The organism is Streptacidiphilus sp. MAP12-20, from assembly GCF_041262525.1.
Classification (GTDB): Bacteria; Actinomycetota; Actinomycetes; order Streptomycetales; family Streptomycetaceae; genus Streptacidiphilus.
In genome coordinates this window covers 304,332-330,809 of the sequence record NZ_JBGCCK010000007.1, presented here as the reverse complement: position 1 = coordinate 330,809, position 26,478 = coordinate 304,332, and the positions used below count along the sequence as shown (strand labels likewise).

Genomic DNA, 26,478 nt, shown 5'->3' with positions numbered 1-26,478 from the left:
GAAGGGCTTCACCGTTCGACTTGCATGTGTTAAGCACGCCGCCAGCGTTCGTCCTGAGCCAGGATCAAACTCTCCGTGAATGCTTTACATTCGCGTAGAGCGGCGCAGCACCTGCCGGAATAGGCAGACCTGCGCACAGCGTCCTCGCTGATAAATCTGTTCTCAAAAGTAACTGGCGTTGACTTTTGGCACGCTGTTGAGTTCTCAAGGAACGAGGCGTTTTCCGCGCCGTCTTCCGTGTTTTGTCCCGGTCGGCGCCGGGCACAAGGAAGAAGTTACATGCCCCGCTGCGGCCGAGCAAATCGGCGCACGTCACCCGAATGACGTAGAGTCTCCGTCGCGCGCAGTGGTCTAGACCTCTTCCGCGCCCCCGCTACGCGACACAGATCTCGGGACCTTCGTACCCAAGTGTCCGTAGTTGACATGATTTAGGCTGACTCCGATGCGCGGCCCCACAGTCGCGTGTCCCGGGTTCCGCCCTCTAGGAGGCTCAAAGCATGACGACCGTGACGTCCCCTCTGGCCGGCGAGGCCATCGGGCTCGCGAACGTTCCCGACCCCGTCTTCTCCGGCGCCATGGTCGGACCTGGTACCGCCATCAAGCCGGCTCCCGGCCCGGGTGAGGCTGTCTCTCCGGTCGACGGCACCGTCGTGTCCATGCACCCGCACGCGTTCGTCGTCCTCGACGAGCAGGGGCACGGCGTGCTTACCCACCTCGGCATCGACACCGTTCAGCTCAATGGCGAGGGGTTCGAACTGCTGGTGGAGAAGGGCGACAGCGTCAAGCGCGGCCAGCCCGTGATCAAGTGGAATCCGACCGCCGTCGAGGCCGCCGGAAAGTCCTCCATCTGCCCGATCGTCGCCCTCGAGGGCACGCCCGAGCAGCTCTCGGACGTCCGGGACAACGGGGCGATCGCCGCCGGCGACGCACTCTTCACGTGGCGGTAGTTCAGCGATACAAGCGACAGACCTGAAGTTCGACGGCGACTCAAAGCGGAGACCGGTGACATGACAGAGACCCTGCAGGGCGTGGGCGTGAGCCATGGGGTGGCGATCGGCCAGGTACGGCACATGGGCACCGCGGTGCTGGAGCCGGAGGCCAAGCAGATCCCGACCGAGGACGCCCCGCGTGAGCAGGCTCGGGCCAGGCAGGCAGTCGATGCCGTCGCCGCCGATCTTCAGGCGCGTGGCAACCTCGCCGGCGGCGAGGCGCAGGCCGTGCTCGACGCTCAGGCGCTGATGGCGCAGGACCCCGAGCTGATGGCGGATGTCGAGCGTCGGATCGCCGTGGGCAGCAGCGCCGAGCGTGCCGTCTACGACGCGTTCGCCGCCTACCGTGCGCTGCTTGCGGCGGCCGGGGACTACCTGGCCGGCCGGGTCGCCGACCTGGACGACGTGCGCAACCGGATCGTCGCCCGGCTGATGGGTGTGCCGATGCCGGGTGTTCCGGACAGCGACGAGCCCTACGTGCTCTTCGCCCGGGACCTCGCCCCGGCCGACACCGCGCTGCTCGACCCGACGCTGGTGCTCGGCTTCGTGACCGAGGAGGGCGGGCCGACCAGCCACAGCGCGATCCTCGCTCGCGCGCTCGGCGTGCCGGCGGTGGTTGCAATGCCCGGTGCCACCCGGATGGCCGAGGGCGTGGTCGTCGCCGTCGACGGAAGCTCCGGCGCCGTCATCGTGGACCCGTCTCAGGAGACGCAGGAGCGGCTGCGCGGCGAGGCCGCGGAGCGCAAGGCGGCGCTGGCGGCGTCCTCCGGTCCGGGGCAGACCTCGGACGGGCACCGTGTCCCGCTGCTGGCCAACATCGGCGGTCCCGCCGATGTCCCGGCGGCGGTCGAGATGGGCGCGGAGGGCGTGGGTCTCTTCCGGACGGAGTTCCTCTTCTTGGACGACTCGAAGAAGGCGCCGTCCGAGGACGCGCAGGTCGAGGCGTACCGCAAGGTGCTGGAGGCCTTCCCCGAGGGCCGCGTTGTGGTCCGCGTGCTGGACGCGGGGGCGGACAAGCCGCTCGACTTCCTCACCCCGGCGGACGAGCCGAACCCTGCGCTGGGCGTGCGCGGTCTGCGCTCGCTGCTGGAGCACCCGGAGGTGCTGCGTACGCAGCTGCGCGCGTTGGCGCGCGCCTCCGAGGGGCTGCCGGTGCACCTGGAGGTGATGGCACCGATGGTGGCCGACCGCCAGGACGCGAAGGCGTTCGCCGACGCCTGCCGCGAGGCCGGACTGCAGGCGAAGTTCGGCGCGATGGTGGAGATCCCCTCCGCCGCGCTGCGGGCCCGCTCGATCCTGCAGGAGGTCGAGTTTCTCTCGCTGGGCACCAACGACCTGGCCCAGTACGCCTTCGCCGCCGACCGCCAGGTCGGCGCGGTGGCGCGGCTGCAGGACCCGTGGCAGCCGGCGCTGCTGGACCTGATCGCGATGTCCGCCGAGGCCGCCAGGGCGACCGGCAAGAGCTGCGGCGTCTGCGGCGAGGCGGCATCCGACCCGGTATTGGCCTGCGTGCTGACCGGACTCGGCGTGACCAGCCTTTCGATGGGTGCGGCGTCGATCCCGTATGTGCGGTCGAAGCTGTCCAAGGTCACCCTTGCCCAGTGCGAGCGTGCGGCGGCTGCCGCCCGCGCGACTGACAGCGCCGCGGACGCGCGGGCCGCGGCGAGCCAGGTGCTGTCCGGGGAGTGACGCCCGTGCTACTGCGTGACCGGGCCCTCGTCCTTCGGGACGTGGGCCCGCTTCGCTGCCGACTCCGTGTTGACGACGACGAAGACGCCCGCGACGACGACGGCGCCGCCGAGCGCGATGGGCCAGGTGACGGCCTCGGACAGGATCAGCCAGCCCAGGCCCACCGCGACAACCGGGTTCACGTACGCGTAGGTGGCGACGAGGGACAGCGGGGCGTTCTGCAGCAGCCAGGCGAAGGCGCTGAAGGCGACGAGCGAGCCGAAGACGACGAGGTAGGCCAGGGCCAGCCAGGAGTTGGTGCTCACCGCGCCCAGGTGCAGGTGCTCGCCGCGGACCAGGCCGAGGCCGAGGTCGCCGAGGCCGCCCGCGAGCATCTCGTAGGCGCTCGCGGTGAAGGGGTTGGCGGGCATCGGCAGGCGGGAGGAGAGGAAGGAGCCGATCGACCAGAGCAGCGCCGCCGCGAGCACGGCGACGATGCCGGCCAGCCGGACCGTTCCCGAGCTGCCGGGCAGCGTGAGTACCACGAGGCCGCTGAAGCCGAGCAGCACTCCCGCGAAGGTCGCAGCCCTGGGGCGGTCGCCGAAGAGCGAGCGCAGCACGATCACCCAGAGCGGGACGCTGGCGACCAGCAGCGCGGCCAGGCCGGACGGGATCCGGGTCTCGGCGAGGACGACGAGGCCGTTGCCGCCGAGCAGGAGCAGCAGGCCGACCAGGACGGCGGAGGCCAGTCGCCGCCTGTCGATCCGCAGGGCGGCGGGGCCGAAGCGCCAGGCCACGATCCCGACGAGCAGCAGGCCGGCGGTGAGGAAACGGATGGCCGCCGACAGGAACGGGGGCATGGTCTCGACCACGACGCGGATGGCGAGGTAGGTCGAACCCCAGACGACGTAGACGATGGCGAGCGCGGTCCACAGCACGGTCTGCGGACGGCTGGCGGGTGTCGCGGCCGGGGCGCCCCGGGTGGAGCTGCTGGTCGTGGCGGGGGCCGCGTTACGCGTCATGGGCGTCCCTCTCTCATGGGCCTGTACAACGATCCTTGCGTACCGGGGCGCTCCACCGCCAGGCGAAGGACGAGGGCGTCTCGCAGAGCGGGACTCAACTTCTCGCAGAACGAGACGTGATCTATTGTCGTGCGGCAGGGAGGTAGATATGACTGAGAATCAGAACCACTACACCCACGGCTTCCATCCATCGGTGCTGCGCTCGCACCAGTGGCGGACGGTGGAGAACTCCGCCGCCTACCTGCTGCCCGAGCTGAAGCCGGGCCAGACGCTGCTGGACGTCGGCTGCGGGCCTGGCACGATCACGGCCGGGCTGGCCGAGCGCGTGGGGCCGGGTCTGGTGACGGCGGTGGACCGCTCCGACGAGGTGCTGACGCAGGCGGCGGCCGCTGTGCCGCAGGCCGCCAGGGTGCGGTTCCGAACGGCGGACGTGCACGCGCTGCCGTTCCCTGACGACTCGTTCGACGTCGTCCACGCCCACCAGGTGCTCCAGCATGTGGCGGACCCGGTCCAGGCGCTGCGGGAGATGCGGCGCGTGTGCCGCCCCGGCGGTGTGGTCGCGGCGCGTGACTCGGACTACGCGGGCTTCGTCTGGTTCCCGCTGCTGCCGGAGCTGGCGGAGTGGAACGCGCTCTACCACCGGGTCGCGCGGTTCAACCGGGGCGAACCGGACGCCGGTCGAATGCTGCGCGCCTGGGCCCTGGACGCAGGCTTCGCGGGCGAGCGGATCGAGGCCTCCTCCTCGACCTGGTGCTTCGCCGAGGATGAGGACCGCGCGTGGTGGGGCGGTATGTGGGCCGAGCGCGTCGTCTCCTCCGGCATCGCGGACCAGGCCGTGGCCGAGGGCTTCGCCACCCGCGCCGATCTGGAACGGATCGGCGCGGGCTGGCGGGCCTGGGCCGCGGAGGACCGCGGCTGGTTCAGCGTGCTGCACGGCGAGGTGCTGTGCCGGGTCTGATCCAGGGGAACCCGGGAGTCCCGTCCTAGCGGCGGTACTGCTCGAAGGCGCGCAGCGCGTCGGGGTTGTCGATCGAGCCTGGGTTCACCGCCTGGGCCAGCGGGGTGCCGGCCAGGATCCGCTTGACCGGCACCTCGATGCGCTTGCCTGTCAGCGTGTGCGGCAGCGCGGGCACGGCGATGATCTCGTCGGGGACGTGGCGCGGCGAGAGCTGCGTGCACAGCGCGTCGCGCACGGCCGCGCGCAGGTCGTCGTCGAGCTCGGCACCCTCGGCGAGGACGACGAACAGCGGCATCCAGTACCCGCCGTCCGGCTGCTCCAGGCCGATGACCAGCGATTCCTTGATGGCGGGCAGCCGCTCGACGACCTCGTAGATGTCGGCGGAGCCCATCCGGACGCCCTGCCGGTTGAGCGTCGAGTCGGAGCGGCCGTGGATGACGACGGTGCCGCGCTCGGTGACGGTGATCCAGTCACCGTGCCGCCAGACGCCGGGGAACATCTCGAAGTAGCTCTCGCGGTAGCGCACGCCTTCGGGGTCGTTCCAGAAACGGATCGGCATCGACGGGATCGGCTTGGTGACCACCAGCTCGCCGACCTCCCCGACGACCGGCTTGCCGCTGACGTCCCAGGCCTCGACCGCCGCGCCCAGGCTGGGGGCCTGGATCTCACCGAGGTAGACCGGCAGCGTCGGGACGCCGCCGACGAAGCAGCTGCACACGTCGGTGCCGCCGCTCACGGAGGCGAGCCAGATGTCGGAGTTGATCTCTTCGTAGATCCAGCGGAAGCCGTCCGGCGGCAGCGGCGAACCTGTCGTGCCGATGGCGCGCAGCCGGGAGAGGTCGAGGTCGCGGCCCGGGTGGACCTCGGCCTTCTTGCAGGCCATCACGTAGGCGGCGGAGGTGCCGTAGACGGTGACGCCGGCCTCGGCGGCGATCCGCCACTGTGCGTCGGGCGACGGGTAGCCGGGGCTGCCGTCGTAGGTGACGATGCTCGCGCCCACCAGCAGGCCGGCGAGCAGGAAGTTCCACATCATCCAGCCGGTCGAGGTGTACCAGAAGAACCGGTCGCCGGAGCCGAGGTCGAGGTGGAGGCCGGCCTGCTTGAGGTGCTCGACGGTGATGCCGCCGTGGCTCTGCACGATGGCCTTGGGCAGGCCGGTGGTGCCGGAGGAGTAGAGCACCCAGAGCGGGTGGTCGAACGGCAGCTGCTCGAAGACCGGCACGGCGACCGCGCCGGTGAGCTCGTCCCACTCCAGCGCGCCCTCGGGGGCCTCGGTGCCGAGCAGCGGGATGTGCACGACGTGACGGAGCGTCGGCAGCTCGCGGCGCAGTTCGGCGACGACCTCGGAGCGGTCGTGCTGCTTGCCGCCGTAGCGGTAGCCGTCGACGGCGAAGAGCAGCACCGGCTCGATCTGCTGGAACCGGTCCAGCACGCTGCGCGCGCCGAAGTCGGGCGCGCAGGAGGTCCAGATCGCGCCGACGGCGGCGGTCGCGAGCAGCGCGACGGCGGCCTGCGGGACGTTGGGGACGTAGGCGCTGACCCGGTCGCCGGGCCCGACGCCGAGGCGGCGCAGCTCGGCCGCGAGCGAGCCGACCTGCCGGCGCAACTCGGACCAGGTGGTGACGCGCGGGGTCGGGCTGCTCTCGTCGACGTGCAGGATCGCAGCGGTGTCGGCGTTGTGCGGGTCCTCGCCGTGCCGCAGCACGTGCTGGGCGTAGTTCAGCCGTGCGCCGGGGAACCAGCTCGCCCCGGGCATCGACGCGTCCGCGAGCACGGCGGTCGGCGGGGTGGAGAAGCGGACGTCGTACCACTGGGTGAGCGCGGACCAGAAGTCGTCCAGGTGCTCGACGGACCAGCGGTGGAACTCGGCGTACTCCCCCGCGACGGCCTTGGGTGCCCCGTAGTACTCGGCGGCGAAGCGCTGGAATGCGGCGAGCCGGGAGGCGGCGGCCCGTTCCGGGTCGGGCGTCCACAGGGGTGCGTTCTGTTCGCTGCTCATGCGCGGTGCTGGCCTCCGGTTCAGGCGCACCCGCACGTCTGTGGGCGGGTGGGAACGCCTGTGCTGACCTTGCCATGGTGGAGGGGGGAGACGCTAGGGAGAGCTAGGAGAGCGCGTCGGCGGGTGCGTCGCTGCGGGTCCTCCGTGGTGATCGCGCGCGCAGCTGCAACGATCCCTCGCTCGTACGTGCCCCGCGGGAGGTCATCAGGATCGGCAGACCGAGGGCGTCGCTGATGGCCTCGGTCCAGGAGGCTGGGCGGAGCAGGACCGCGGGGCGGGCGCGCAGGAGGTGGGCGGTGAGACGTTGCTGGCGGTCGAGGTCGCCCGGCAGGCCGATCGAGAGGTCGCGGATCTCGCCACCCTCGAGGGTGTAGGAGTCGCAGAGGCGCAGCCCCGCTGAGCAGGCGGGGGCGTCGAGATGGGTGACCGCCAAGGCGTCGGCTCCGCCGGCGGCGGCGAGGGCGTAGCGGTGGGCGACGGCGTCGAAGTGGCCGCGCCGGAAGGCGCCCTGCCAGGGGCCGGTGGCGTTGTGGGGTTCCGGCAGTTCGCGGTCGAGGGCCTGGTCCTCGGTGACCAGCGGTCCTGGCCCGTGCCGGGTGGTGTAGCTGCGGACGACGCCGAGGCGGAGCGCGTCCCCGACGGCGTCCGCTTCCGCTTCCGCGAGGAGCGCCACGGCGTTGGCGAAGGTGGTCGTGGACCAGGTCGTGAAGGGGTGGAAGCCGTACCACTCGTCGAGCAGCACGCCTTGAGCGCCCTCGAAGACCACCCGTTCCCGGCGGAGCAGGCCGGGCAGGTACTCCTCGTCCGTGAGCTCGACCCGCTCGGCGAAGGCCAGGTACGCCGCCGCGCAGTCCTCGACGGGCGGGCCGAAGTCCGCGCCCACGCCGAGCTGTTCGGCCAGGCGGTCCCGCAGCAGGCGCAGGCGGGCGAGCAGACGGCCAGGCGTGGCGCAGTCGCCCGCGACGGGCGCGTCCTGCGGGTGGGCCAGGGCGTAGGCGGCGGTCTCGCCGATGCCCATGCCGCAGGAGCCGTGGCCGCCCGCGCCACGGGCATCCTCGCGCAGGCGGTTCGCGGCGGCGTGGTACGGCGTGGTGAGCAGGGCGCGGCGGTCGACGGTGAGTGCGCCGAGCGGGTCGGGGACGCCCAGGTGGGCGAGGTGCCGCGCCTCGGCGGCCAGCGCGAGCGGGTCGACCAGGACGAAGCGCGACAGGTGCGTCCGCGTCCCCGGCACGAAGCTGCCGGAGCCGAACTGGGCGAAGGTGTGGTGGCGACCGTCGTCGGTGACCACGTTGTGGGCCGCCTGCGCACCGCCGTTGAAGCGCACGACGGTGTGCGCGCCCATCGCCCGGCACAGGCGGTCCACGGTGGCGCCCTTGCCGGCGTCGCCGAACCCCAGGTCGACGACGACGGCGTGGCGCTGATCGACGGTCACAGCCGACTGTTCCCCGGCCGCTCGTCGGTACGGTCCGCGGCGCCCAGCAGCGAGATGCCGGAGACGGCGGTCTCGCCGCTGCGGCGGGCGACCCCGGCCAGGGCGCGGCCGACGCTCGCACCGGCCCGGGAGCCGACGTCGGCGAGGTCGGCCAGGCCCTCGTCCAGATCGATGGCCTCCTCCCCCAGACCGATGGTGAGCGCGATCGTCTCGCAGACGGCGTCGAGGTCGTCGAGCTCGATGACGTTCTGCCCGAGCAGCGCCCGCCAGCGGCCCAGAACCTCGGGGTTGCCGGCGTAGGCGGCACCGGCCGGGAGGATGTAGTAGACGTGCCAGCGTCGCTGCAGTTCTGGCAGCAGCGCGGCCAGCGGCAGGTCCTCGGGGAGCCGCTCGCCGAGGACCTCGCGGACCTCGCGCGCCTTGACCTTGCCGTAGGGCAGTTCGTCGCCGATCAGGAAGAGGTAGCCGCGGCGGCCGCGCTTGTCGAAGCAGTCGGTCGCGGTGTGCCGGGCCATCGCGTACATGGCCAGCTCGTAGGACTCGTGCATCTGACCGCCGCCGCCACCTTCGAGGAAGATGTTGCCGAGGTTGTCGTCCATCCGGTTGTCGGACTCGAACTGACCGAGCTGGAGCGGGACGCGGTCGCAGGTGGCGTCGCCGACCGCGCCGAAGAGGATCTGCGGGTCCCGGGTGTAGCCCTTGCGCAGCAGCAGGCCGAAGAGCTCGGGCAGCTTGGTCTGCAGCACGCGCGGGACGTTGCCCATGGAGCCGGTGACGTCGAAGAGCACGGCGACGGCGAGCGAGTCGGGGTGTTCGTCGCTGTCCCTGCTCTCGCGGAGCGTCAGGCCGAGCGGGTCCAGGCTCGGGTGGGCGCGCCAGGTGTGGCGCGGGCCGCGGCGGGCGCGGTCGCTGTAGTCGAAGGCGCCGAGGCCGCTGGCGGCGCGGTAGTCGGCGGCTGCGGTGTAGACGTCGGTGTCCCAGCGTCCGCTTCCCATGGTGGTTCCCCCAGAGTGTGGTTCGGAGATCGAGTCAGGCGGTCAGGCGGTCAGGCGGTCAGGTGGTCGGGCGGTTCAGGCCACGGGCAGGTGCAGGGCGCGGAACGTGCGCGGCCCGTAGAGGTGCTCCAGCAGCCGGTCGAGTTCGGCCAGCAGCTTCCAGGCGTCGTGCGGGCGGCGCGGCTCGGCGGGCAGCATGCAGCCCGCGAGGAAGGCGCGCATCTCGCGCGGGGCGCGGTTGCCCATGAGTTCGGTGATGCAGTGGCTGGCGAGGTGGATGTCGGTGGCCTCGGTGACCTCGCGCCGGGCGGGCACCTCGGGCGGGTAGCGGTGCCGGTGGCGCTCGACCAGGGCCGGGGCGGGGGCACGGGGGCCGGTGGTTGCGTAGCACCAGTCGACGAGGACGAGCCCGTGCTCGTCGAGCTGGACCAGGACGTGCTCGGGCAGCACCGCGCCGTGCCGCACCCCGGTACGGTGCGCGTGGCCCAGGACGACGAGCAGCCGTCGCCAGATCCAGGCGGCGTCGCGCGGGTCGAGTCCGGCCGGGAAGGCCGCGTGCAGTTCGGCGAGCGTGGTGAATCCTTCGAAGCGCAGCAGCGCGTTGACGCGGCGGGGGGCGCCGGCCGGGTCGGTGGCGTCGACGTGCTGGAAGCTCTCCAGCAGGGTGGGCACGTAGGGCCGGAAGCGCGGGTCGCCGTGTCGGGAGAGCCAGGCGAGCGCGTGGGCCTCGCGCTCCATCAGGTCGTTGTCGGCGGCGCGGCGGGAGATCTTGAGGACCGCGTCCAGCTCGTGCCCGGCGTCACGCGGGTGGGCGCGGGCGGCCCGCAGGACCGCGACGTCGCCGACGGCGAGCACCTCGCCGATCCGGTAGCGGTGCCGGCGGGTCGTCAGCAGATCCGCGGGCTGGGCCTGCTGGGCGGCGCGGAGCCGGTTGAGCGCGGCGCAGGCGGCGGCTGCCTCGGCGCGACGGCCGGGCGGAGCGGTGTCGGGGTGCAGCAGCCTGGCCAGCCGCCGGTAGCGGCGGGCGGCGGCGGCCGCGTCGGTGGGGTAGCCGCCGAAGAGGTCGTCAGGTCCCCGCGCCGCGGCGAGGGCGGCCAGGGCCTCCTCGAAGGTGCGCGGACGCGCGGGCCGGTCCTGGGCAGGGTCGGTCACCGGATTCCCTCCTCGCGGTCGGGGCGCAGCAGCGCCGGATGGAGCAGTCGCGCGTCACCGGCGCGGTAGACCCGGGCCCGCGGCCCGCCGCGGGCGTTGCCGCGTTCGGCCGTCTCTCCGGTGCTCTCGACGAAGCCGGGCACGGACAGCACCTTGCGGTGGAAGTTGCCCGGGTGGAGCTTCTCGCCCCAGATCTCCTCGTAGACGCCCCGCAGTTCGGGGATGGTGAACTCGGGCGCGAGGAAGGCGGTGGCGAGCGGCGTGTACTCCACCTTCGCGCGGGCGCGCTCCAGCGCGTCGGCGAGGATCGCGGCGTGGTCGAAGGCCAGCTCCCGCCCGGCGAGCTGCCGGTCGCCGGTCCCACCCCCGTGAGGACCGGCGACCGGGGTCCAGACGGCGCGGGCGGCGTCGCCGCCGGCGCGCGGGTCGGGCAGGTCGGGCGCGAAGGCCAGGTAGGCCACCGAGACGACGTGCATGCGCGGGTCGCGCCCGGGAGCGCCGTAGGAGCCGAGCTGCTCCAGGTGCACTCTCTCCAGCGCTGCCGCGGTGAGACCGGTCTCCTCGGCGAGCTCGCGGGCGGCGGCGGTGTCGAGGTCCTCCTCGCCCGCCTTCACGAACCCGCCCGGCAGCGCCCAGCAGCCGCGGAAGGGCGGTTCGGCCCGCTCGACGAGGAGGACGTTGAGCCGACCCTGACGCATGGTCAGCGCGATGATGTCGACGGTCAGCGCGATGGGCGGGAAGGCGCGCGGGTCGTAGTCCTGCAACCAGGCGGCCTCGCCCTCGCGAGCGGCGCCCTCGCGAGCGGCGTCGGATTCGGCCGGCTGCGGACTCATGATGGACTCCAGTTGTTCTCTGTCTGAGTATTTCTCGATCCGAGAACAACTTAGCGCGTGCCGAACGTGGACGCCACCCCAGGGAGCACATCTTTCGGACCCGCCCCGGCCGTCCTGAGGAGGTCGCACACGCGATCGCCTTTCTGGTCGAGAACACCTACACGACGGGCGTCGTCCTGCCGGTCGACGGCGGCGCCCGGCTGGGTGTCCAGCGGGGATAGGCTGGTCACGACGTCGATGGGGCGGGCCTCCCTGTGCTTCGGGAGGCCCGCCCGCGGCGTTGACCAAGCATGTTCCACGCGCTGCTCGGAGGTTCCGTGATGACCGTTCAGGGTTCGCTCGCCGCTGCTCTCGCCGAGGGCGTCGTCGTGCTGGACGGCGGCATGTCCAACGAGTTGGTGGCCGACGGCCACGACCTCTCCGACGCACTCTGGTCCGCGCGCCTGCTGCGGGACGCGCCGGAGGCGATCGCGGCGGTGCATCGGCGGTACTTCGCGGCAGGCGCGCAGGTGGCGATCACGGCGAGCTACCAGGCCAGCTTCGAGGGCTTCGCCCGCGCCGGGATCGGCCACGCGGAGGCTGAGGCACTGCTGCGCCGCAGCGTCGCGCTGGCGCGCGAGGCGGCGGACGACCTGCCGGGACGGTGGGTCGCCGCCTCCGTCGGCCCCTACGGCGCGGTGCTGGCCGACGGCTCCGAGTACCGCGGCCGCTACGGCCTGACCCGCGAGGCACTGCGCGCCTTCCATGCGCCCCGCGCCGAGGTGCTGGCCTCGGCGGCGCCGGACGTGCTGGCCATCGAGACGATCCCGGACATCGACGAGGCCGAGGCGGCGCTGGACGCGGTCGCGGGCCTGGACGTGCCGGTCTGGCTCTCCTTCAGTGCGGCGGAGGGCCGCACACGCGCGGGCCAGCCGCTGGCGGAGGCGTTCGCCCTGGCCCGGGGGAACGAGCAGGTGATCGCGGTGGGCGTCAATTGTCTCGCCCCGGAGGAGGCGGCGGACGCGGTGGCGCTGGCGGCGGAGGTCTCCGGCAAGCCGGTGGTGGTCTACCCCAACAGCGGCGAAGGCTGGGACGCGCAGGCCCGCGCGTGGGCCGGCCCGGCGACTTTCTCCCCGGACCGTGTGGGCGCGTGGCGCGCGGCGGGCGCCCACCTCGTCGGCGGCTGCTGCCGCGTGGGCGCGGACCAGATCGCCGCGCTCAGCGCGCAGGTCCTCAAGCAATAGGCACGTGAGTCGTTGCACTTGCAGGGGCGCGAGGAACTGCGCGAGGAACCACCCTGTGCGGATGGCCCTGCGCGTTGAGGACCCTCCGCATGCCGGTGGCTTGTCGCGCAGTTCCTCGCGCCCCTGAGGAGAGTGCAACCTGAGGCGGTGCGAACCGTTGCCGTCATTCCTGGCAGACTCTGTATCAAGCGCAGCGCGGTCGACAATGCCGACCGCAGGTCAAATCGTGGAGGTGCATCGATGGCCGGGTCGATCCAGTCGCTGGAGCGAGCGGCAGCGATCCTGCGGCTGCTCGCCGGCGGCGAGCGGCGGCTCGGGCTCTCGGACGTCGCCGCCTCGCTCGGGCTGGCGAAGGGCACCGCTCACGGCATCCTCCGCACGCTGCAACAGGAGGGCTTCGTCGAGCAGGACCCCGACAGCGGCAAGTACCAGCTCGGCGCCGAGCTCCTGCGGCTCGGGCAGAGCTACCTCGACGTCCACGAGCTGCGCGCCCGCGCGCTGGTCTGGGCCGACGACCTGGCGCGGGCCAGCGGGGAGACCGTCTACCTCGGTGTGCTGCACAAGCGCGGCGTGCTGATCGTGCACCACGTTTTCCGGCCCGACGACACCCGCCAGGTGCTGGAGGTCGGCAGCATGCAGCCCCTGCACAGCACCGCGCTGGGCAAGGTGCTCGTCGCCTACGATCCGGTCGCCCGCGCCGAGCTGCAGGAGGGCGAGCGCGAGGCGTTCACCGCGCACACCCTCACCGACCTGGACGCCATCGACGCCGAGGCCGCGGTCATCCGCGAGCGCGGCTGGGCCTCTGCGGTCGAGGAGACCTGGACCGGCGTGGCGTCGATCGCCGCGCTGATCCAGGACCGGCGCCGGAACCCGGTCGGCGCGGTCGCGCTGAACGGCCCGGTGGAGCGCGTCTGCGTGGACGGCGCCGGTGGCGCGGTCCGGCCCGAGCTGGTGGTCTCCGTGCGCGAGGCGGCCCGCGCCATCTCCCGTGACCTGGGCGCGCCCCGCTTCTGACGTCTCCTCAACAGGCTTCCCGGTCCGGCCCTGCGCGATTGGCATGGGGCCATTCGGCGTGTTTCCCACAACTCTTATGGGTGATTTGTCTATGTTGAACGCACAATGTGCCGTTGGGGCGGGCCTGTCCTCCCATGCCTTGACTCGTCGATAACTCCAGACGTAGTTTTCGCACAGCGGTCGACATTGTCGAACGCGAGCCGCAAACTGCACTCTGGGAGCCGCTGTGTCCAACAGCCACATCTTCTTCGGCGAACTCATCGGAACCGCCGTCCTCGTCCTGCTCGGCGGTGGCGTCTGCGCGGCCGTGACGCTCAAGCGGTCGAAGGCGGAAGGCGCCGGCTGGTTGGCCATCACCTTCGGCTGGGGCTTCGCCGTGCTGGTCGCCGCCTACACCTCCAGCAGCCTCTCCGGTGCCCACCTGAACCCGGCCGTGACGATCGCGATAGCCGTCAAGACCGGTGACTGGAGCCAGGTCCCGCTCTACCTCACCGGTCAGCTTCTCGGCGCGATCATCGGCGCCGCCCTGGTCTGGCTGACCTACCTCGGCCAGTTCAACGCGAACGACGAGCCCACCCTCGGCATCTTCGCCACGGGTCCGGAGATCCGGAACCCGATCCAGAACGTGATCACCGAGGTCATCGGCACCACCGTGCTCTGCCTGCTGATCCTCACCCAGGGCCTGAACAAGGAGCTCGGCCTCTCCGGTCTCGGGATCCTGATCACCTCGCTCACCGTCGTCGGCATCGGCCTCTCGCTCGGCGGCCCGACCGGCTACGCGATCAACCCGGCCCGTGACCTCGGCCCGCGCATCGTCCACGCGCTGCTGCCGATCCCGAAGAAGGGCGGCTCCGACTGGGCGTACGCCTGGATCCCCGTGCTCGGTCCGGTCCTCGGCGGCCTGCTCGCCGGCGGCATCTACAACGCGGCCTTCGCGTAGTCCAGGCTGGTACGCCGGGGCCCACCACGCCGCAGCCCACCCCGCACGACCTCCCTGCTCTCCCCTTCGTCAACGAGGACGCCATGACCACCACCAGCAACGACCGGTCCGGCCAGTACATCGCCGCGATCGACCAGGGCACCACCTCCAGCCGCTGCATCATCTTCGGCGCTGACGGACGGATCGTCGCGGTCGACCAGCAGGAGCACCGTCAGATCTTCCCGCAGCCCGGCTGGGTCGAGCACGACGCCGAGGAGATCTGGACCCGGGTCCAGTCCGTCGTCGCGGGCGCGCTGGGCAAGGCCGGACTGACCCGTGACGACATCCGGGCCATCGGCATCACCAACCAGCGCGAGACCACCGTGCTGTGGGACAAGAACACCGGCAAGCCGGTCCACAACGCCCTGGTGTGGCAGGACACCCGCACCGAGGAGCTCTGCAAGGAGCTGGGCCGCAACGTCGGCCAGGACCGCTTCCGCCGCGAGACGGGCCTCCCACTGGCGAGCTACTTCGCCGGACCGAAGATCCGCTGGCTGCTCGACAACGTCGTCGGGCTGCGCGAGCGCGCCGAGCGGGGCGAGATCCTCTTCGGCACCATGGACACCTGGGTCATCTGGAACCTGACCGGCGGCGTCGACGGCGGCAAGCACGTCACCGACGTCACCAACGCCTCACGCACCATGCTGATGAACCTGCACACGCTGGCGTGGGACGAGTCGATCGCGCAGTCCATGGACGTGCCGCTGAGCGTGCTGCCGGAGATCCGCTCCTCCGCCGAGGTCTACGGCGAGGCCGTGGGCGAGCTGGCGGGCGTGCCGGTCGCCTCCGCGCTGGGCGACCAGCAGGCGGCGCTGTTCGGGCAGACCTGCTTCGACGAGGGCGAGGCCAAGAGCACCTACGGCACCGGCACCTTCCTGCTGCTCAACACCGGCGAGAAGATCGTCAACTCCTACCACGGCCTGCTGACCACGGTCGGCTACCGGATCGGCGAGCAGGCACCGGTCTACGCCCTGGAGGGCTCGATCGCGGTCACCGGTTCGCTGGTGCAGTGGCTGCGCGACCAGCTCGGGATCATCTCCACCGCCGCCGAGATCGAGACGCTGGCCTCGACCGTGGAGGACAACGGCGGCGCGTACATCGTCCCGGCGTTCTCCGGTCTCTTCGCCCCCTACTGGCGCTCCGACGCGCGCGGCGCGATCACCGGCCTGACCCGCTACGTGACCAAGGGTCACCTGGCCCGCGCCGTGCTGGAGGCGACCGCCTGGCAGACCCGCGAGGTCGTCGACGCGATGGAGAAGGACTCGGGCGTCACGCTCTCCGCACTCAAGGTCGACGGCGGTATGACCAGCAACAACCTGCTGATGCAGAACATCGCCGACGTGCTCGACGTGCCGGTCGAGCGCCCCTACGTCGCCGAGACCACCGCGCTGGGCGCCGCCTACGCGGCCGGCCTCGCCGTCGGCTTCTGGCCGGACCTGGCGACACTGCGCGCCAACTGGCACCGGGCCGCCGAGTGGACCCCGCGCATGGAGGACGCCGTCCGCGACCGCGAGTACAAGAACTGGCTCAAGGCCGTCGAGCGGACCATGGGCTGGATCGACGAGGACAAGGCCTGACGACCTGCGGCGGGCCCGCCCACGGGGAGGGCCCGCCGCACCCCTGCTCCACGCGCTCCGAACCGCACCACCCACACACCATCTGAGGGATATTCCGATGCACTCCATCCCGACCCTGGGGGCCAACCGCACGGCCGACCGCGCCCAGTCGCGCGAGCTGCTGAGCAGCGCCACCTACGACCTGCTGATCATCGGCGGCGGCATCCTCGGCACCGCCGTCGCCTGGACCGCCGCGCAGTCGGGGCTCCGGGTCGCGATGGTGGACGCGGGCGACTTCGCCGGGGCCACCTCCAGCGCCTCGTCCAAGCTCGTCCACGGCGGCCTGCGCTACCTGCAGACCGGCGCGGTGAAGCTGGTCGCGGAGAACCACAAGGAGCGCCGCGCGCTGTCCACGGACGTCGCGCCGCACCTGGTCAACCCGCTCACCTTCTTCGTGCCGGTCTACAAGGGCGGTCCGCACTCGGCGCCGAAGCTCGGCGCCGGCGTCTTCCTGTATTCGGCGCTGTCCGCGTTCCGTGACGGCATGGGTCACGTCTCGACCGCCGCGCACGCGGCGCAGGAGGTTCCGGCACTCCGCACCGAGGGCCTGCGCTCGGTCGCCGTCTACGGCGACCACCAGATGAACGACTCGCGCGTCGCGGTGATGACGGTCCGTGCGGCCGTGGATTCGGGCGCGGTCGTGCTCAACCACGCCGAGGTGACCGGGCTTCGCTTCACCGGCGGTCGGGTCACCGGCGCCGAGATGCGGGACAAGCTGGACGACAGCGAGTTCGGCGTCGACGCGCGGCTGGTGCTGAACGCCACCGGGCCGTGGGTGGACCACCTGCGCACGATGGAGGACGCGGGCGCCGCGCCCAGCATCCGGCTGTCCAAGGGCGCGCACGTCGTCGTCAAGCGAAAGGCGCAGTGGAACGCGGCGCTGACCATCCCGATCGACAAGTACCGGGTCTCCTTCGCGATCCCGTGGGAGGACCACGTCCTGCTCGGCACGACGGACGAGGAGTACATCGGCGACCCCGCGGACGTCCGGGCCACGGACGCGGACATCGACCAGATCCTCGGCGAGGCCGCGCACGCGATCCGCGACGAGCACCTCTCCCGCGACCTGATCACCTACTCCTTCGCGGGCCTGCGCGTCCTCCCGGGCGGACCGGGTGAGACGGCGGCCGCCAAGCGCGAGACCGTGGTGACCGAGGGCCGCGGCGGCATGCTGTCGGTTGCGGGCGGCAAGTGGACGACCTACCGTCACATCGGCCGCCTGGTGCTGGAGAAGCTCGCGCACGTGCCGGGGACCGGCCTGGCCGAGGACATGTCGGAGATCCCGCGCACCGTCCCGCTGCCCGGCGTCGCCAGCCCGAACGCAGTGGCGCACCGCCTGCTGGTCGACCGCGAGCCGGGCACCCGGATGGACCCGCTGGTCGCCCGCCACCTGGCCACCCACTACGGGACGCTGTCCTTCGACATCGCCCGCCTGATCGACCAGGACCCGGCGCTCGGCCGCCCGATCCACCCGGACGGCCCCGACGTCTGGGCCCAGGTCGCCTACGCCGCCGCCCACGAGTGGGCCGCGACGGCCGACGACGTCCTGCGACGAAGGACGACGATGACGGTTCGCGGCCTGGACACCCCGGAGGTCCGCGCCGAGGTCGACGCCTTCCTGACCGGCCACCTGCCGCAGGCCTGACGCCGGGCGCACTGGCGCACCTGCTGATCTCCGCGCCTCGGACGCACAGTGCGTCCGAGGCGCGGGAACGCCCGATCACCGGCCTCCGGCCGGGATCAGCAGGTGAAGTCGATCAGCGAGAACGTCGCGTAGTGGTCGTCGGTGTAGTAGTCCAGCTGGTCCGGCTGGTCCACGACGATCCGGCGGGCGCCGCGGGTCGGGCTGCCCGGGGTGACGACGGTGTACTCGTGGTAGTAGCCGTAGGGCTCGGTGGGCAGCACGCCCTCGACGTTGGTGAAGACGGAGTCGTCCTGGCGGTAGGGGTACGGCCCGCCCTGGGCGATGAGGTTGAGGGTGTCGTCGGCCTGCGTCGGGAGCGCGGTCTGACAGACCGTACCGCTCACGTCGGCGTGCGCGCTGGTGGCCGGCAGCAGCACGGGACCCGTCACGGCAATGAGGCTCGCCGTGAGAACCAGGAAGGCGTTGCGCGCGTTCGACGCGCGTAGAGAGATGCTCATGACAATGAGTGTGTCGGGTTGCCGGGCGGAACCGGAAGATGGCATGACATCTCTTCATCGGTTGTTCGCTACGCAACATCTGACTTAGCAAAAGATGTCGATTCGTTGAAGGCGGCCCCGGCGCGTCGGGGGAACGCGTCGGGGCCGCCGGCTTGGGGGGTGGTCGGGTCTACAGGACCAGGCCGAGCGGGAGGATGATCGCTATCGCGGTCACCGAGATGACCGTCTCCATCACCGACCAGGACTTCAGCGTCTGACCGACGTTCATCCCGAAGTACTCCTTCACCAGCCAGAAGCCCGCGTCGTTCACGTGGCTGAAGAAGAGCGAGCCGGAACCGACCGCCAGCACCAGCAGCGCGGCGTGCGGGCTGGACATGCCGGCCGCCAGCGGTGAGACGATGCCCGCCGCCGTGATCGTCGCGACCGTCGCCGAGCCGGTGGCCAGGCGGATCAGGACGGCGATCAGCCAGCCCAGCAGCAGGGCGGAGATGTGCAGCTTGTCCGCCCAGGAGCTGACCGCGTTGCCGACGCCGACGTCGACCAGGGTCTGCTTGAAGCCGCCGCCCGCGCCGACGATGAAGACGATGCCCGCGATCGGGGCCAGCGACTTCTCCACGGTCGTCGAGATCCGCGCCTTGGTGAAGCCCGCGCCCCTGCCCAGGGTGAACATGCCCACCAGCACCGCGAGCAGCAACGCGACCAGCGGCGAGCCGATGAAGTCGAAGGCCCGCTGGACGCCGTCCTTCGGGCTGTCGACGACGACGTCGACCAGCGCCTTGGCCAGCATCAGCACGACCGGCAGCAGGATGGTGCCGAGGACCGCTCCGAAGGACGGGGTGTGCTCGGGACGCTCGGTCTCCGTCGGGAGGGTGCTCTCGGGCGCGTTCAGCGGGCCGACCCAGCGCTCGGCGAGACGGGCGAACAGGGGGCCCGCCACGATGAGCGTCGGAACGGCGACCAGCAGGCCGAGGGCGAGGGTGATGCCGAGGTCGGCATGGAGCGCGTCGACGGCGACCAGCGGGCCCGGGTGCGGCGGGACCAGGCCGTGCAGGACGGAGAGGCCGGCGAGCGCCGGGATGCCGACCCGCAGCACCGGGATGTTTCCACGCCGGGCTACCAGCAGCACGATCGGGATCAGCAGCACGACGCCGACCTCGAAGAAGAGCGGCAGCCCCAGCACCGCGGCGATCAGCGCCATCGCCCAGGGCAGCTTTCGGCCGCCGGAGCGCGCGAGCACCGTGTCGGCGATGACGTTGGCGCCGCCGGAGTCGGCGAGCAGCTTGCCCAGCATCGCGCCGAGGCCGATCAGCAGGCCGACGCTGGCGACGGTCGAGCCGAAGCCGGTCGCGAAACTGGTCGTCAGCTTGTCGAAGGGGGCGCCCGCGACAGCGGCGAGGACCATCGAACCGAGGGTCAGCGCCAGGAAGGGGTGCAGCTTGAGCTTGGTGATCAGCAGGACGATCACGCCGATGCCGAGCAGCGCGGCGAGCAGCAGTCGGCCTTGGCTGCTGCTGTGCGTGAGCGCCGGCGCGGCGTCCGCGAGGTAGCTCAGGGGCAGGGTGGTCACGCGAGGTCTCCATTGACAGGCCGGGGCAGCAGCGCCACGGCGGACTCGACGAGGATTTCGGGGGCGGGGCCGACGTCCAGGCGGGCGCCGTTCTCGTCCGCGCCGAGCGGCTCGAGGATGGCGAGCTGGGAGTCGAGCATGTGGGCCTTCATGAAGTGACCGCTGCGGTGCGCCAGGCGCTCCTCGATGAGCTCGTTCGCTCCGGTCAGGTGCAGGAAGAAGGCCCCCGGACAGGACTCACGCAGCAGATCGCGATAGCTGCGCTTGAGCGCCGAGCAGGTGACGACTCCCCCGGTGCCGTCGGCGATCCGCTCCCCGAGCCAGCCGCCGAGTGCGCGCAGCCACGGCTCGCGGTCCTGGTCGTCCAGGGGGTGGCCGGCCGCCATCTTGGCGATGTTGGCGGCGGGGTGGAAGTCGTCGGCCTCGCCGTAGGGCAGGTCGAGGCGCTCGGCGAGGGCTTGGGCGACGGTCGTCTTGCCCACCCCTGCCACGCCCATCACCACGATCGCGATCGGCGGCCGCTGGTTCTCGACGCTGAGAGCCATTGCTTGGTGCTCCGTTCTTTCCGGTCGGCACAGTCTCCGCCTAAAGATATGACTTAATCAAGCCCTCGTAACCTAATAGTCATACTTAGAGTTCATGCTCTCCTTCCCGGCAGACGGCATGACGGTCGGTCTAACCTGGACGGATGGACATCCAGGGCCTACCGGGCCGACTCCTCGCCGACCTCGGACCCTCCATCGCCTCCGGCGAGCTCGGGGAAGGCTCGGTCCTTCGGATCGAGGAGCTGGAGGCGCGCTACGGGGTCTCCCGCACCGTCGTGCGGGACGCGGTGCGGATGCTGGAGTCCATGCGGATGGTCGCTCCCCGGCGGCGGGTGGGGATCACCGTCCGGCCGAAGTCCGACTGGGACGTCTTCAACCCGACCGTCATCGCCTGGCGGCTGGCCGGCGCGGACCGTGCCGCGCAGCTGCGCTCGCTCGGCTCGCTCCGGGTCGCGGTCGAACCGGCCGCGGCGGGGCTGGCCGCGACGCACGCCTCGGACGACCAGCGTCGCGCGCTCAGCGCGCTGGCGATGGAGATGACCATGACCGGCCGGGCGGGAGACCTCGAGTCCTTCCTGCGCCACGACGCCGACTTCCACGCGACCATCCTGCAGGCCTCGGGCAACGAGATGTTCGCCCACCTCGGCGACACCGTCGAGGCGGTTCTCCGCGGCCGCACCGAGCACCATCTGATGCCGCATCACCCGGCCGAGTACGCGGTCCAGTTGCACCGCGAGGTCGCCGAGGCGGTCTGTGCGGGAGACACTGCCCACGCCGAGCGGGCGATGCGGTCGATCGTCACCGGCGCGCTGGAGGAGCTGGACGAGGTACTGAGCTGACGGCGAGCCCGTCCTTGTGGGTACGCGAGGCCGTAACGAGTACTCCCTCGAACGGAGCAGCTTGAGCCGGTAGGGTCCGGGTAGCCTGCGGAGGGCAGGAATAGCGCGGCCTGGGGAGGGGCCAAGTGAGTCAGCCGGGTGCACAGTTGGAGCCCGACGAGGCGGACGCCCTGCGCGCGTGGGCCGCGGACGAGCGGGCGAGGGCGGACAGTCTCGCTGCGGCGCTGGAGGAGATCGCCACGAACGGCCTGCCCACGGCGGAGGAGTGCGTCGCCTGGGAGGAGATCCGCGAGTCGGCGCTGGCGAGGCTTGCGGGTCGTGTCCCTTAGGCGCGGGCGGCGGGCGCAGATCCGGTTCACCGAAGGGGCGCGCAAGCAGGTCGATTCGCTGACGGACGCGGAGGAGATACAGCGGCTCGACCGCGCGCTGGCCGAGCTCTCCTTCGATCCGCATCTGGGCGTGCCGACGCGGTTCCCGCTGATCAGGGAATACCGGAACGAGTCGGAGGGCGTGCGCGTCATCTACTCCGTATCAGTGCTCCGTTCGGCCATCCTGGTCGCTTACGTGGAGGCGTGAAGAGATGGCACGGGTGTCGGAGGAGTCGCGGCGGGCGAGGGTGCGGTTGCTCATGTCCTTCGCCTGCACGCTGCTGGCGTTGGTCTTCACCCTCTTCGGGTCGCTGAGCCACGCCGACTACGTGGGCGTGGCTCTGACCGTGACCGTCGTCGGGGTGTTCCTGACGACCTGGTTCCTGCTCGACGTCTGGATCACCGCACGGGCCGGTCGCGAACGGCAGTACGGCTCCGGCGGCGTCACCCCGATGACGGGAGCGAAGCGCCCGCGCTGAGGTCGGGCTGTTCCTCCGCGCGCGGGCGGCGGAAGACGCGGGTGGCGCTGACCGCGCCGTGGATCTCGGCGTCCTCGTCCTCGATCGCGGGCAGGCCCGGCCGCAGGTGCTCCTCCACCGAGATGTACTTGAGCCCGGCGCGCAGGTCCGCGTCGTTGCGCAGCCTGATGATGAGCGGGAACTCCGCCAGCGCGGTCGTGTCGAAGAGACCGGTGGTGTAGATGAGCTGGACCCCGAGCGCGTCGGCGACCGCGCGCTGGAGCTCCAGAAGGTAGGTCGCGTTGGCGCGGCCGATCGGGTTGTCGAGGAAGAGCGTGCCGGCGTGCCGCAGCTTGGCCTGGCCCCGGTCGTTGGCGCGGAGCGCGGCCATCGTGCAGTAGAGCGCGATCGCGGCGGTCAGCAGCTGGCCGCCGGAGAACACGTCGGACATCTGACTGACCGACACCCGCTCCGCCCGCAGCACCGCGTCGGGCTTGAGGATCTCGACGGCGACGCCGCGCCGTTCCAGCGCGGCATGGACGCCGCGCAACAGCAGCGACATGCCGTCGCGGCGGTTCCAGTCGAGGGCGGCGGACGAGGAGCCGGGGACCTGACGCTTGACGGCCGCGCGGGTCGCCTCGTCGATGACCTCGCCCAGACGCTCCGTGAGCACCGCGTGGTCAGGCTCCTCGAAGCGGATCCGCAGGAACTCCTGGCCGGACCACTCCCCAAGCCCGTCCGGGAGCCGCGAGAGCCGCTGCGCGGCGCGCAGTGTGGCGAGCGAGGTCTCCACCAGCCCACGCAGTCGGTCGACGATGCTGTCGCGGTTCCGCTCCAGCTGGGTCAACTCGTCCGTCAGGACGCGCAGGCGCGGCGCGAAGGCGGCGGCCCACTGCGCCGCGTGCTCGGGCAGCACGGCGGCGGGCAGTTCGCGGATCTGCTGGCGGGCCGGGGTGCGGACGGCCTCGAAGCGCGTCGAGTTGGCGTGCCGGATCAACGCGTCGCAGGCGTCGCGGACGGAGAGGTCGGCGGCGGACAGCTGGGCCTGCGTGGCGCGCAGCTGACGGCGGGCGTCGGCGGCGGCGTGGCGGGCCTCGGCCAGCGTGCCGGTGACCGGGTGGGCCCGCTCCTCCTCTTCCGACGCCGGTGCCGTATCGGGCGCGGGTTCACGCAGGCCGTCGCGGACCTGGGCTGCCGTCTCGTCGAACTCGGCGGCGGCGTGCTGGGTGGCCTCCAGGCCGCGCAGCAGCTCGGCGTGGGCGGCGCGGCCGGCCTCCAGCGCGTCACTGCGGCGGGCGAGCTCGGCGGTGGCGGCGCGGAGCAGCGTCTGCGCGTGTTCCTGGTCGGCGGGGACGAGTTCCTCGGGGAGCTCGGTGTGGGCCTCGCCGGAGGCGGGCGCGCTGCGTTCGGCCTCGGCGCGCACTCGGCCGAGCTGCTCGCTGGCGGTGGAGGCGCGGGACTCGATCGTCTGGACCAGGTCCTCGGCGCGCGCCGCAGCGGCCTGACGGCCGGGGCCGTCGGCGCCGTCGGGGCTGTTCAGCAGCTCCTCGGCGCGGACGCGGACCTTGTTGGTGAGCCGGTCCAGCTCGGCGCGGGCGGAGGACTCGTCGCTCTCGGCGCGCGCCTGCTCGGCGCGGAGGTCGGCGCCGACGCCGACCTTCTCGTAGAGCTGGGCGGCGACCCGGTGCGCCTCGCGGAGCGCGGGCAGCGAGGCGGCGGGGACCTCGGCGCCGCCTGCGGCGGGGCTGTTTGCGGCGGCAGCCTCGGGCAGGTCGGCGCTGGGCAGTTCGGCGCGCTCAGCGCGCAGCGCGCGCACCGTGCGGCGGGCGTCGTCGGCGGCGCGCTGGGCGGCGCGGCGGTCCTCGTCGGCGGCCTGGGCGCGGTCGGTGCAGGCCTGTTGGCGCTGCTCGGCCTGGGCGGTCTCGTCGGCGAGCTCGCGGAGGCGGGCCGTCCAGGCGGAGCGCTCGCGCAGGCGGTAGGCGAGGCCGGCGAGGGCGTCGGCGCGGCGGCGGGTCTGCTGGGCGGCCTCGAGCCGGGTCTCGCGCAGGCGGGCGGCGGCAGCGCGCTCCTGCTCGGCCTCGGTGTGCTCGGCGCGCGCGGTGCTGCGCTCGACTCCTGCGGCCTCCAGCGCGGTGCGCGCGGCCTCGACCTCGGTGGTCAGCTCGGCGAGCCGGCCCGCAGGGCAGCCCGTCCGCCAGGAGGAGAGCCGACCGGCGAGCAGCCGGTCCCCGCCAAGCCGGGCGGCGAGTTCGCGGATCTGCTCGTCGCGGGCGCCGGCGCGGTCGCGGAGCTGGCGGCGCTCCTCGTCGGCGGCGGACTCGTCGTGCATCGCCGGGTTCGGCGGGACCAGGAAGACGCCGGCGGACTCCTCCTGCGCGGGGGTGACCGGGCCGAGCAGCGCGGCGGCGGTGCCGACGGCGACGGCGGAGCGCGGCAGCAGGGCGGCGGCGGCCAGGATCTCGCGGGCACGCTCCAGCGTCGCAGGGTCGGTGACGATGACGCCGTCGACCAGCTGCGGGCGGGCGGCGAGGATGCGTTCGTGGTCGACCGGGTCGACGGACTGGGCGAGGTAGCGCCAGCCGGGGAGGGCGGGGACGCCGTGTTCGCCCAGATACTCGACGGTGGCCAGCACGTCGGGGCCGGGCGGCAGCAGGCCGCCGTCGCCGAGCGCGGCCAGGATCCGGGCGTCGGCAGCGGCCTGGGTGCGCAACTCGAAGAGCGTGCGCTCGGCGGAGGTGACCGCGCCGTCGAGCTGCTCGCGCAGCGCGTCGGCGGCGGTGTCGAGCTGTTCCGGCGTCAGTTCGCCGTCGGCGGTGCCGAGGAGGGCGGCGACGCGTGGTTCGGCGGCGAGGAGGGCGGCGGCGTGCTGTTCCGCGCCGAGCAGGGTCTCGGCGGCGGTCAGCGCGTCGTCGGCGCGGGCGGCGGCGAGCTCGGCGCGGCCCTCGCGGGCGGCGGCCTCGCGGGAGCGGGCGGCGGCCTGCTCGGCGGTGGCGCGGGCCTGTTCCCAGGCGGTGGTGGCGGCCTTCTCGGCGTCGGCGGCCTCCAGCGCGGCGCGCGCCGGGTCGACGGCTTCCGGGCTGTCGGTGTCGCCGGAGGTGGTGTCGATCCAGCCGGCCCGGACGGCCTGCTGAATCTCCTGCTCGACCTCGGCGAGGCGCTGACGCAGGTGGTCGCCCTCGCTGCGGGCCTTCTGCGCGGCCGTGGTGGCCGCGGTGGCGTCGCGGCGGGCGGTCTCGCCCTCGGCCTGCAGCGCCTGGGCGCGCTCCTCCTCGCTGTCGGCGCGCTCCTCCCCCGCCCCTGCGGCGGCCTCCAGGGCGCGGACCAGGGCGACGGCGGCCTTGGTGCGCGCGGCGAGCGCGGGCGCGGCGTCGCGTTCGGCCTCGCGGATCGCGGCGCTGACGCGGGCGGCGCGGTCGGCGGCGGCGCGGTGACGCAGCACCAGCTCGGTGGTCTGCCAGGCGGAGTGGAGCGTGCGGGCGTCGAGCAGCTCGCGGCGGAGCGCGGCCGCGTCGGCGGTGGCGGCGGCCAGGGCGAGGCTGGCGTGGCGGTGGGTCAGCTCGGCGGTGATCAGCGATTGGCGGGTCCGGGCGGTCTGCGTGTCGGCGGCGGCCTCGGCGGCGACGGCGACCTGCTCCTCCAGCTCGGCGGCGTGGCCGCGCTCAACGCCCGCGCGGGCTAGGAGCGAGCGGGACAGGCGGCGGGCGCGGCGCTCGGCACCACGATGCGTCTCGCGCACGGACTCGCGGGCGGTGGCGGCCTCGGCGATGCGGTGCAGCAGCTCGAGCGAGCCGCCGGTGAAGTCGCGCTCGGCGGTGAGCTCGGCGCGGCGGCCGAGCTTGTTGGCGAAACCGTGGACCAGGTCGGCCAGGCCGTCGGTGTCGCGGGTGTCGGTGACGGCGCGGAGCAGGAGGTCGGTGAAGTCCTTGTCGCTCTTGACCGCGAAGAGTCCGGCCGCCTCGCCCTCGTCGGCGTTCATCTCGCGCTGGTAGCGGAAGAGTTCCGGGTCGAGCCCGAGGCCGCCGAAATGCTCGATCCAGCGCTCGTGGCCCTCCTCCCAAGTGATCTCCAGCTCGGGGGCGAGCTTGCCCGCTTCGGTGAGCGCGTCGCGGAAGCCCTTCATGGTGCGGCGGCGGCCACGGGCGCTGACCTTGGGGGCTTCCTGGCCGGGCGCGGGCAGGAGCACGGCGCGCTCGGCGACGGGGAGCGAGTCCAGGCTGAGAGCGGGGCCGGGGCGGAAGGAGTACCAGGCCTCGGCGAACTTGCGCGGGTCGGCGGAGACCTGACGGCCGCGCCACTCGCTGACCTTGCCGACGACGACGGTCTCGCCGGTGAGAGTGTGCTGCCACTCGAGGGCGACGTGGCCGCAGTCGTCGGCGAGCAGGAACTTGCGCAGCACGCCGGAGCTGGCGCCGCCGAGGGTGTTGCGGTGGCCGGGCAGCATGACCGAGAAGATCAGCTTGAGCAGGACGGACTTGCCGCCGCCGTTCTCCAGGAAGAGCACGCCCGCGGGCGCGGGGCGGCGGACCGGGCCGGTCTCCTCCTGGTCGAAGAAGCCGGGCTGGCGCGGCGCGGGGTCAGGGACGACGTCGCCGACGGCACTCAGGTCGAGCACGGTGTCGGCGTACCGCGCACCGGCAGGGCCGATGGAGTAGAGGCGGACCCGGTTGAGCTCGTACATG

The 26,478-nt window shown here is 72.5% G+C and carries 22 protein-coding genes and 1 rRNA gene; 12 read left to right on the top strand and 11 right to left on the bottom strand.

Translation table 11 applies throughout. The features are described 5' to 3' along the window. Positions 1-80 (bottom strand): 16S ribosomal RNA (locus ABIA32_RS12460); the annotation flags it as partial. A 417-nt stretch (positions 81-497) separates the two neighbouring features. Here ABIA32_RS12460 and ABIA32_RS12455 point away from each other — a divergent pair. Together ABIA32_RS12455 and ptsP are read left to right on the top strand one after the other, a co-directional pair. Beyond that, a complete protein-coding gene (locus ABIA32_RS12455; protein ID WP_370094114.1) occupies positions 498-947 on the top strand; it encodes a PTS glucose transporter subunit IIA in 450 nt (149 codons plus the stop codon). A 60-nt stretch (positions 948-1,007) separates the two neighbouring features. Then, positions 1,008-2,678, top strand: a complete 1,671-nt coding sequence (gene ptsP / locus ABIA32_RS12450; protein ID WP_370094113.1) for a phosphoenolpyruvate--protein phosphotransferase — start codon at positions 1,008-1,010, stop codon at positions 2,676-2,678. Between the two features lie 8 nt (positions 2,679-2,686). Here ptsP and ABIA32_RS12445 read toward each other — a convergent pair whose 3' ends face one another. Next, complete coding sequence (locus ABIA32_RS12445) at positions 2,687-3,679, bottom strand: EamA family transporter (protein WP_370094112.1); 993 nt, start codon at positions 3,677-3,679, stop codon at positions 2,687-2,689. A gap of 148 nt (positions 3,680-3,827) precedes the next feature. On the opposite strand from ABIA32_RS12445, the gene ABIA32_RS12440 reads away from it, so the two are divergent. Beyond that, complete coding sequence (locus tag ABIA32_RS12440; RefSeq protein WP_370094111.1) at positions 3,828-4,637, top strand: methyltransferase domain-containing protein; 810 nt, start codon at positions 3,828-3,830, stop codon at positions 4,635-4,637. A 25-nt stretch (positions 4,638-4,662) separates the two neighbouring features. Here ABIA32_RS12440 and ABIA32_RS12435 read toward each other — a convergent pair whose 3' ends face one another. From ABIA32_RS12435 to ABIA32_RS12415, 5 genes are all read right to left on the bottom strand, one after another. Then, positions 4,663-6,636 (bottom strand): acetoacetate--CoA ligase, encoded by a 1,974-nt coding sequence (locus ABIA32_RS12435; RefSeq protein WP_370094110.1) that lies wholly within the window; start codon positions 6,634-6,636, stop codon positions 4,663-4,665. A 103-nt stretch (positions 6,637-6,739) separates the two neighbouring features. Further along, entirely contained in the window at positions 6,740-8,068 is a 1,329-nt protein-coding gene (locus ABIA32_RS12430) for an adenylosuccinate synthetase (protein WP_370094109.1), read from the bottom strand. After that, complete coding sequence (locus tag ABIA32_RS12425; protein ID WP_370094108.1) at positions 8,065-9,063, bottom strand: hypothetical protein; 999 nt, start codon at positions 9,061-9,063, stop codon at positions 8,065-8,067. Before ABIA32_RS12425 ends, ABIA32_RS12430 begins: the two co-directional genes overlap by 4 nt. A gap of 75 nt (positions 9,064-9,138) precedes the next feature. Beyond that, entirely contained in the window at positions 9,139-10,215 is a 1,077-nt protein-coding gene (locus tag ABIA32_RS12420) for a molecular chaperone DnaJ (protein ID WP_370094107.1), read from the bottom strand. Continuing rightward, a complete protein-coding gene (locus ABIA32_RS12415; RefSeq protein WP_370094106.1) occupies positions 10,212-11,048 on the bottom strand; it encodes an NUDIX domain-containing protein in 837 nt (278 codons plus the stop codon). The genes ABIA32_RS12420 and ABIA32_RS12415 overlap by 4 nt, the downstream gene beginning before the upstream one ends. Before the next feature lie 320 nt (positions 11,049-11,368). Here ABIA32_RS12415 and mmuM point away from each other — a divergent pair, with 320 nt between their 5' ends. The 5 genes from mmuM to ABIA32_RS12390 all read left to right on the top strand — a co-directional run bounded on the left by mmuM (position 11,369) and on the right by ABIA32_RS12390 (position 17,525). Beyond that, complete coding sequence (mmuM, locus tag ABIA32_RS12410) at positions 11,369-12,271, top strand: homocysteine S-methyltransferase (protein WP_370094104.1); 903 nt, start codon at positions 11,369-11,371, stop codon at positions 12,269-12,271. A gap of 240 nt (positions 12,272-12,511) precedes the next feature. After that, complete coding sequence (locus ABIA32_RS12405) at positions 12,512-13,285, top strand: IclR family transcriptional regulator (protein WP_370094102.1); 774 nt, start codon at positions 12,512-12,514, stop codon at positions 13,283-13,285. Positions 13,286-13,511: 226 nt separating this feature from the next. Next, positions 13,512-14,225, top strand: coding sequence for an MIP/aquaporin family protein (locus ABIA32_RS12400; protein ID WP_370094099.1), 714 nt, complete (start codon positions 13,512-13,514; stop codon positions 14,223-14,225). Positions 14,226-14,308: 83 nt separating this feature from the next. Further along, positions 14,309-15,841, top strand: coding sequence for a glycerol kinase GlpK (gene glpK / locus ABIA32_RS12395; protein ID WP_370094098.1), 1,533 nt, complete (start codon positions 14,309-14,311; stop codon positions 15,839-15,841). Between the two features lie 97 nt (positions 15,842-15,938). Beyond that, positions 15,939-17,525 carry a glycerol-3-phosphate dehydrogenase/oxidase gene (locus tag ABIA32_RS12390; protein ID WP_370094097.1) on the top strand — a complete coding sequence of 529 codons (1,587 nt, stop codon included), beginning with the start codon at positions 15,939-15,941 and terminating at the stop codon, positions 17,523-17,525. A 95-nt stretch (positions 17,526-17,620) separates the two neighbouring features. On the opposite strand, the gene ABIA32_RS12385 is transcribed toward ABIA32_RS12390, so the two are convergent. The 3 genes from ABIA32_RS12385 to ABIA32_RS12375 all read right to left on the bottom strand — a co-directional run bounded on the left by ABIA32_RS12385 (position 17,621) and on the right by ABIA32_RS12375 (position 20,134). Then, entirely contained in the window at positions 17,621-18,022 is a 402-nt protein-coding gene (locus tag ABIA32_RS12385; RefSeq protein WP_370094096.1) for a ribonuclease domain-containing protein, read from the bottom strand. 169 nt (positions 18,023-18,191) lie between these two features. Then, the gene (locus ABIA32_RS12380) at positions 18,192-19,589 is read right to left on the bottom strand and encodes a gluconate:H+ symporter (RefSeq protein ID WP_370094095.1); all 1,398 of its coding nucleotides are present in this window, start codon (positions 19,587-19,589) and stop codon (positions 18,192-18,194) included. Beyond that, a complete protein-coding gene (locus ABIA32_RS12375; RefSeq protein ID WP_370094093.1) occupies positions 19,586-20,134 on the bottom strand; it encodes a gluconokinase in 549 nt (182 codons plus the stop codon). The genes ABIA32_RS12380 and ABIA32_RS12375 overlap by 4 nt, the downstream gene beginning before the upstream one ends. Before the next feature lie 143 nt (positions 20,135-20,277). Between ABIA32_RS12375 and ABIA32_RS12370 the strand changes: the two genes are divergently transcribed. The 4 genes from ABIA32_RS12370 to ABIA32_RS12355 all read left to right on the top strand — a co-directional run bounded on the left by ABIA32_RS12370 (position 20,278) and on the right by ABIA32_RS12355 (position 21,820). Beyond that, on the top strand, positions 20,278-20,973 hold the full coding sequence (locus ABIA32_RS12370; protein ID WP_370094092.1) for a FadR/GntR family transcriptional regulator: 696 nt from the start codon (positions 20,278-20,280) through the stop codon (positions 20,971-20,973). A 125-nt stretch (positions 20,974-21,098) separates the two neighbouring features. Then, complete coding sequence (locus ABIA32_RS12365) at positions 21,099-21,302, top strand: hypothetical protein (RefSeq protein WP_232248346.1); 204 nt, start codon at positions 21,099-21,101, stop codon at positions 21,300-21,302. After that, positions 21,292-21,549 carry a hypothetical protein gene (locus ABIA32_RS12360; RefSeq protein ID WP_370094090.1) on the top strand — a complete coding sequence of 86 codons (258 nt, stop codon included), beginning with the start codon at positions 21,292-21,294 and terminating at the stop codon, positions 21,547-21,549. The genes ABIA32_RS12365 and ABIA32_RS12360 overlap by 11 nt, the downstream gene beginning before the upstream one ends. A gap of 4 nt (positions 21,550-21,553) precedes the next feature. Continuing rightward, on the top strand, positions 21,554-21,820 hold the full coding sequence (locus ABIA32_RS12355; protein ID WP_370094089.1) for a hypothetical protein: 267 nt from the start codon (positions 21,554-21,556) through the stop codon (positions 21,818-21,820). On the opposite strand, the gene ABIA32_RS12350 is transcribed toward ABIA32_RS12355, so the two are convergent. Further along, positions 21,786-26,477: a hypothetical protein gene (locus tag ABIA32_RS12350; protein WP_370094088.1), complete on the bottom strand. Its 4,692-nt coding sequence runs from the start codon at positions 26,475-26,477 to the stop codon at positions 21,786-21,788. The genes ABIA32_RS12355 and ABIA32_RS12350 overlap by 35 nt on opposite strands. Between the last annotated feature and the right edge of the window lies 1 nt (position 26,478).